This is a genomic window from Microtetraspora niveoalba, from assembly GCF_001570405.1.
Taxonomy (GTDB): Bacteria; Actinomycetota; Actinomycetes; order Streptosporangiales; family Streptosporangiaceae; genus Microtetraspora; species Microtetraspora niveoalba.
Genome location: NZ_BBYM01000080.1, coordinates 1 through 8,674 on the forward strand (window position 1 = coordinate 1; position 8,674 = coordinate 8,674).

General features: G+C 71.2%; 1 protein-coding gene. It reads right to left on the reverse strand.

Features of this window, described 5'->3' with window-relative positions; all coding sequences use genetic code 11:
* On the reverse strand, nt 1–8,626 hold an 8,626-nt coding region (locus AWQ70_RS41855; RefSeq protein ID WP_245647336.1), incomplete at its 3' end, for a type I polyketide synthase.
* Nucleotides 8,627–8,674: the final 48 nt, after the last annotated feature.

Here is an 8,674-nt window from a genome sequence, read left to right on the forward strand (position 1 = left end):
CGGTCTGATCGAGATCCGCCCCGTCGAACACGACATCCCGGACCGGCCGATCGAGCCGCAGGTCCAGCTCCGCGCAGACAGCGTCGAAGGCATCGGCGAACACCGGGAACCGCGCATACAGGCCCCGCCCCATCCCGGCCCGCTGCGAACCCTGACCGGTGAACAAGAACGCCGTCCTGCCTTCACCGGCCACACCCGACACCAAGCCCAGAGCGGGCTCACCGGCGGCCAGAGCGTCAAGCCCACGAAGCAGCTCCGCACGATCGCCGCCGACGATCACCGCCCGATGGGCCAGAGCCGCCCGGGTCGTGGCAAGCGACCAAGCGGCGTCCACCGATGCCAGCTCCGGCCGATCCGCCACGAACCCGCGCAACCGCTCCGCCTGCGCCGCCAATGCCTCCCGCGACCGGCCCGACATCAGCCACGGCAGCGGACCGGCCACACCCGCAACGGGCTCGACCTCGTCAACGACCGGCGCGGCTTCGATGATCACGTGGGCGTTCGTTCCGCTCACACCGAACGCGGACACACCCGCGCGCCGCGGCCGACCGGCGGAGGGCCATGGCCTCGCATCGGTCAGCAGTTCCACCGCGCCGGCGGACCAGTCCACCTGCGGAGTGGGTTCGTCCACGTGCAACGTCGGCGGCAGCACGCCGTGCCGCATCGCCTGCACCATCTTGATCACACCGGCCACACCGGCCGCCGCCTGCGTGTGCCCGATGTTCGACTTGATCGACCCCAACCAGAGCGGGTGGTCCCGCTCCTGGCCGTAGGTCGCCAGCAACGCCTGCGCCTCGATCGGATCACCCAACCGAGTGCCCGTGCCGTGCGCCTCCACCACATCCACCTCAGCCGGAGACAACCGCGCGTTCGCCAACGCCTGCCGGATCACCCGCTCCTGCGACGGACCGTTCGGCGCGGTCAGGCCGTTGGAGGCGCCGTCCTGGTTGACCGCGCTCCCCCGCACCACGGCCAACACGTCGTGCCCGCGCCGCTGCGCGTCCGACAACCGCTCCACCAACAGCAGCCCGACACCCTCACCCCAGCCGGTGCCGTCCGCCCCCGCCGCGAACGCCTTACACCGCCCATCACCGGCCAAACCGCCCTGCCGGTCGAACTCCGCGAACGCGCCGGCGGTCGACATCACCGTCACACCACCAGCCAGCGCCATCTCACACTCGCCGTTACGCAACGCCTGCACGGCCAGATGCAACGCCACCAGCGACGACGAACACGCCGTGTCCACCGTCACCGCAGGACCCTCAAGCCCGAACGCATACGACACCCGACCCGACAACACCGCCGCCGCGTTACCCGTGGCCACATGCCCTTCGACCTGCTCATCCGAGGCCGCCAGCAACGCCCCGTAATCCTGACCGTTCGTCCCGGCGAACACGCCGATCGAGGCGCCGCGCACCGAACGCGGATCCACCCCGGCCGACTCGAACACCTCCCACGCGGCCTCCAACAGCAGCCGCTGCTGCGGATCCATCGCCAACGCCTCACGCGGCGAGATCCCGAACAACCCCGCATCGAACTCGGTCACCCCATCGACGAACCCGCCGACCCGGGCATAACCGACACCGGAGTCCACAGCCCAGCCACGATCAGCAGGGAACGGCGACAAACCGTCCACACCACCGGCCACCAGCCGCCACAACTCCTCGGGGGTGTTCACACCGCCAGGGAACCGGCAACTCATCCCCACGATCGCGACCGGCTCCTCCACCCGATCCACCGGGGACGCCACCACCTCGGCCGCCGTCTCACCGGTTGAAGAGTCCCGGCCGAACAGCTCCTCTTCCAGGAACTGCGCCAGCACCACCGGAGTCGGCCGGTCGAAGACCAGAGTGGCCGGCAACCGCAGCCCGGTCCGCGCACCCACCAGGTTCCGGAACTCGACCGCCATCAACGAGTCGAAGCCCAGCTCACGGAACGCCCGCCCCGGCTCCACCGCGTCCGGCGAATCATGTCGCAGCGCCGCCGCGGCGCACCCTCGTACCAGGTCGAGCAGGACTCGCCCACGCTGGACCGGCGGAACCGACGCCAGCTCGGCCCGCACCGACGCCACCCCGTCCACCTCCGCGGACCGACCGGCCGCCATCACGTCGGGCAGGTCCGCCAGCAACGGGCTCACCCGGGCACCGGTGAACGCCTCAGCGAACCGCGGCCAGTCGATGTCGGCGATCGCGACATTCACTTCGCCGTCGTCACCGATCCGCTCCAGCGCGTCGAGCGCGAGCGCCGGGTCCATCGCCGGCAACCCCGCTCGGCGCACCCGGTCCGCCACCGCTCCGGAGACCGCCATGCCGTCCTGCGCCCACGGCCCCCACGCCACCGACACACCCGGCAGACCAGCATCACGCCGCCGCTGCGCCCACGCGTCCAGGAACGCGTTCGCCGCCGCGTAGTTGCCCTGACCGGCACTGCCCACCGCCCCCGCCAGGGACGAGAACACCGCAAAGAAGTCCAGCTCGCAATCCCGGGTCAGCTCATCGAGATGCACCAACCCCGACACCTTGGCCGCCAGCACCGCCTCGAACCGCTCCGGCGTCAGAGCGTCCAAGGTGCCGTCATCCAGAACACCCGCCGTGTGCACAACGCCTGTCAGCGGGACGTCCGCCGGGATCCCCGCCAGCACACCCGCCACCGCGTCCCGATCGGCCACATCGCACGCCGCGACCGTCACCCGGGCACCCAGCCCGGTCAGCTCCGCCACCAGCTCGTCCACACCCGGCGCCGCCGTACCACGACGACTCGTCAACACCAGATGCGCGACACCGGACTCCGCCAGCCACCGCGCGACGACCGCACCCAACGCGCCGGTGCCGCCCGTGACCAGCACCGTCCCCGACGTCGACCATGACGCCGTCCGGGCCGGCGGCAGCGGCGCACGCACCAGGCGCCGCCCGTACACACCCGAAGCACGGATCGCCACCTGGTCCTCGTCACCGGTCAGGACCGAGACCAGCCTGCGACCCGCACGGTCGTCGACGACCGCCGGCAGGTCGATCAGACCGCCCCAACGCTCCGGATACTCCAGCGCCGCGACCCGGCCGAGCCCCCACACCTGCGCCTGCACCGCACTCAGCAGCGGATCCGACCGGCCGATCGACACCGCGCCGACCGTCACCGCCCACAACGGAGCCGCCACTCCCACGTCACCGAGCGCCTGCAGCAGCGCCAGAGTCGCCACCAGCCCCATCGGTGCCACCGAACCGGTGTCGAACGGCTCCTCAGCCGCACTCACCAACGACAACACGCCCACCGGATCGCCATCCGAAACCACCTCGCGGATGCGATCCGCCAGCGCCTCGCGAGCAGCGCTCTCAACAGCCAGCACCACGACCTCGGCACCGGCCGCGCGCAACGCCGCCTCGACTCCCTCGCTCGGCGTCGCTCCCTGGGCGGTGATCAGCAGCCACCTACCGGACAGGGCAGTCGTGCGCTGACCGGTCAACGGCTTCCACGTGACCCGGTAACGCCACGACTCGACCACCGACTCCCGGCGACGCCGTCTGCGCCACGACGACAACATCGGCAACACCGAGCCGAACTCCTCCGGCATCTCGCCGACGTCCAGAGCTGCGGCCAGATCGCCCAGATCTTCGCGCTCGACCGCCTCCCAGAACCGGGACTCCACCACATCACCGGGCACCACCAACCGCGTGGCTCTCGGCTTCGGCCAGAACCGCTCCCGCTGGAACGCGTACGCCGGCAGCTCCACCCGGCGGCCACCCGGAAGGACGGACGTCCAGTCGACGTCGACACCGGCCGCCCACAACCGGCCCAGCGCCGTCAGCACCGTTTCGGTGTCGTCCCGGTCGCGGCGCAGTAGCGGCACGAACACCGCGTCGACAGACTGCTGGGCCGGCGCTGTTTCCGCTTCGTCGCGGCGCAGCACTCCCGCTTGATCCCGGCGCAGAACTCCCGCTTCATCCCGGCGCATCACCGGCGCGAACACTCCGTCGAGCGTCTGCTGGGCCAGCGCGCAGAGCACACCGTCCGGTCCCAGCTCCACGAACCGGGACACCCCCCGCTCACCCAGACACCCGACTCCGTCGGCGAACCGCACCGCCTCACGCACCTGCCGCACCCAGTACGCCGGGGACGTGAGCAGCCCGGGCCCGGCCACCTCGCCGGTCAGGTTCGACACGATCGAAATCCGCGGCTCGGCGAACGTCAGCGTCTCCAACACGGCCGCGAACTCCGCCAGCATCGGCTCCATCAGCCGCGAATGGAACGCGTGCGACACCGTCAACCGGCTCGTCTTACGGCCCTCCGCCGCCCACCGCGCCGCCAGCTCCTCGATCACCCCGGCATCCCCGGAGACGACCACCGAGCTCGGGCCGTTGACCGCCGCGACGTCCACCAGGCCGCCGACCGCCTCGACCACCTCGGCCTCGGACGCCTGCACAGCCAGCATCGCGCCACCCGAGGGGAGCGCCTGCATCAGCCGGCCCCGCGCCGCCACCAGCGCACACGCATCCGGCAGCGACAACACTCCGGCGCAGTGCGCGGCGGCGATCTCACCGATCGAGTGGCCCAGCAGGAAGTCCGGGACCACCTGGAGCGACTCCAGCAGCCGGAACAACGCCACCTCCACAGCAAAGAGTCCGGCCTGCGCCCACACCGTCTGATCGAGATCGACACCGTCGAACACGACATCCCGCACCGGCCGATCGAGCCGCAGGTCCAGCTCCGCGCACACCGTGTCGAACGCGTCCGCGAACACCGGGAACCGCGCATACAGCTCGCGGCCCATCCCGGCCCGCTGCGCCCCTTGACCGGTGAACAAGAACGCCGTACGGCACTCACCGGCCACACCCGACACCAAGCCCGGACCGGGCTCACCGGCGGCCAGAGCGTCAAGCCCACGAAGCAGCTCCGCACGATCGCCACCGACGATCACCGCCCGATGGGCCAGAGCCGCCCTGGTCGTGGCAAGCGACCAAGCCACATCGGCTGTGCCGTCGTCGGGCCGTGAGTTCAGGCGCTGGGCGAGCCGGGCAGCCTGGGCACGCAGGCCGCCGGGCGTCTGCGCCGACATCAGCCACGGCAGCGGACCCACGTGCTCTCCGCCATCCGAGACCGGCGCCGGATCACCCTGCTCGATGATCACGTGAGCATTGGTGCCGCTGACACCGAACGAGGACACACCGGCGCGGCGTGGCCGATCCACCTCCGGCCACGGCCTCGCCTCGGTCAGCAGCTCCACCGCGCCCGCCGACCAGTCCACGTGCGGGGTCGGCTCGTCCACGTGCAACGTCGGCGGCAGCACGCCGTGCCGCATCGCCTGCACCATCTTGATCACACCGGCCACACCCGCCGCCGCCTGCGTGTGCCCGATGTTCGACTTCACCGACCCCAGCCAGAGCGGGTGGTCCCGCTCCTGGCCGTAGGTCGCCAGCAACGCCTGCGCCTCGATCGGATCACCCAACCGCGTGCCGGTGCCGTGCGCCTCGACCACATCCACGTCGGAGGGCGTGAGCCGAGCATTGGCCAACGCCTGACGGATCACCCGCTCCTGCGACGGCCCGTTCGGAGCCGTCAGGCCGTTGGAGGCGCCGTCCTGGTTGACCGCGCTCCCCCGCACCACGGCCAACACGTCGTGCCCGAGCCGCCGCGCGTCCGACAACCGCTCCACCAGCAGCAGACCAACACCCTCACCCCAGCCGGTGCCGTCCGCCCCCGCCGCGAACGCCTTACACCGCCCATCAGCAGCCAGACCGCCCTGCCGGTCGAACTCCGCGAAGGCACCGGCGGTCGACATCACCGTCACACCACCGGCGAGCGCCATCTCACACTCACCACGCTGGAGCGCCTGCACCGCCAGGTGCAGGGCCACCAGCGACGACGAACACGCCGTGTCCACCGTCACCGCAGGACCCTCAAGCCCGAACAAGTAGGCCAACCGGCCGGACAGTACGGCCGCCGCGTTGCCGGTCAGCACGTGCCCTTCGACCTGCTCATCGGAGGCCGCCAGCAACGCCCCGTAGTCCTGGCCGTTGGTCCCGGCGAAGACACCGATCGAGGTGCCGCGTACCGAACGCGGATCCACCCCGGCCGACTCGAACACCTCCCACGCGGCCTCCAGGAGGACGCGCTGCTGCGGATCCATCGCCAACGCCTCACGCGGCGAGATCCCGAACAACCCCGCATCGAACTCGGTCGCCCCGTCGATGAAGCCGCCCTGTTGCGCGTAGGTGGCACCGGGATCCTCGGACCAGCCACGATCGACCGGGAACGGCGACAAACCGTCCACACCACCGGCCACCAGCCGCCACAACTCCTCGGGACCGCTCACCCCACCCGGGAACCGGCAACTCATCCCCACGATCGCGACCGGCTCGTCCACCCGATCCACCGCGGACGCCACCACCTCGGCCAGCGGAGCCGTACCACCGAACAACAGACCGAGCAGATGATCAGCGAGCCGGGCCGGAGTCGGGTGATCGAACACCAACGTCGCCGGCAACCGCAACTTCGTCTCAGCGTTCAACCGGTTACGGAACTCCACCGCCATCAACGAGTCGACGCCCAACTCACGGAACGCCTGAGCAGGCGCGATCGCCGCGCCGGAATCATGCCCGAGCACAGCCGCCGCCAGCGTACGGATGACATCCAGCAACACCTGCCTGCGCCGGTCGGCCGGCGCGGCCGCCAACTCCGCCCACAGCCGTGAGTCGTTGTCGTGACCGGCCGGGGCGGGCAGGGCCGCCGTCTCGGGCAGATCGGAGAGGAGAGCACTCGGTCGGGCTCCGGTGAACCCGTCGAGGAAGCGCGGCCAGTCGATGTCCGCGACGACCGCGGTGGTCTCTCCATGGTCGATCGCCTTGGCCATGGCCCGGATCGCCACCGCCGGATCCATCGGGACCACGCCACCGCGCCGCAGCCGTTCGAGCACCACCTGGTCGGTGGCGAGCCCGCCTTCAGCCCATGCGCCCCAGGCGATCGACAACCCGGGCAGCCCGAGATCGCGGCGCCGCTGGATCCACGCGTCCAGGAACGCGTTCCCGGCCGCGTAGTTGGCCTGCCCGGCACTGCCCACCACGCCCGACAGCGACGAGAACACCACGAACAGGTCGAGGTCATGTCCGGTGGTGAGGTCGTCCAGGGCGAGCAGACCGGCCGCCTTCGTCGCCACCACGCGCTCGAAGTGTTGCGGCGTCAGGGCGTCCACCATTCCGTCGTCCAGGACGCCCGCCGCGTGCACGACACCCGTCAGCGGGACGTCCGCCGGGATCCCCGCCAGCACACCCGCCACCGCACCCCGATCGGCCACATCGCACGCCGCGACCGTCACCCGAGCACCCAGCCCGGTCAGCTCCGCCACCAGCTCATCCACACCCGGCGCCGCCGTACCACGACGACTCGTCAACACCAGATGCGCGACACCGGACTCCGCCAGCCACCGCGCCACGACCGCACCCAACGCGCCGGTGCCGCCCGTGACCAGCACCGTCCCCGGCCGCGACGGCGACCACGGAGACCCGTTGCCGTCAGCCACCGCCCGCACCAGACGCCGCCCGTACACACCCGAAGCACGGATCGCCACCTGGTCCTCATCACCCGAGAGGACCGCGACCAGCCTGCGACCCGCACGGTCGTCGACGACCGCCGGCAGGTCGATCAGACCGCCCCAACGCTCCGGATACTCCAACGCCGCGACCCGGCCGAGCCCCCACACCTGCGCCTGCACCGCACTCACCAGCGGATCCGACCGGCCGATCGACACCGCGCCGACCGTCACCGCCCACAACGGAGCCGCGACTCCCGCGTCCCCCAGGGCCTGCACCACACCCAGCGTCATCGCCACACCGGCCGGGACCGCGGAACCAGTCGTGTACGGCCCCTCGGCCGTCCCCGCGAGCGAGAGCACGCCGACCGGCTCGCCCTCGGACAAGACCTCGCGGATGCGATCGGCCAGCGCTTCGCGATCAGCGTTCTCAACAGCCAGCACCACGACCTCGGCACCGGCCGCGCGCAACGCCGCCTCGACTCCCTCGCTCGGCGTCGCTCCCTGGACGGTGATCAGCAGCCACCTGCCGGAGAGAGCGGCAGCGCGCTGACCGGTCAACGGTTTCCAGGTGACCCGGTAACGCCACGAATCCATGGCCGCGTCCAGGCGGCGCCGATTGCGCCAGGTCGCCAGTGCGGGCAACACCGACTCCAGCGACCCGTCCGGTTCCAGGTCCAGGGTCGCCGAGAGCTCGGCCAGATCGTGGCGATCGACAGCGTCCCAGAACCGCGCCTCGACCGGGTCGGCCTCCGCCGCGACCGACGAGGACTCCAGCCAGTACCGCTCACGCTGGAACGCGTACGCCGGCAGCTCCACCCGACGGCCACCCGGCACGAAACCGGTGAAGTCGACCTCCACCCCCGCGCACCACACCTCGGCCAACGCCGCCAGGAACCGCTCCGCCCCGCCGTCATCCCGCCGCAACGTGCCCACCGCGACAGCCTCGACCCCGGCATCCTCCGCGGTCTCCTGCACCCCGACCGTCAACACCGGATGCGGACTGCACTCCACGAACACCGACCGGCCATCCGCCAACAACGCCCGCGCCGTCTCCTCGAACAACACCGGCGACCGCAAGTTCTCATACCAATACGCCGCGTCCATCACGCAGGTGTCGATCGATCCGCCGGTCACGGTCGAATACAGCGCGAT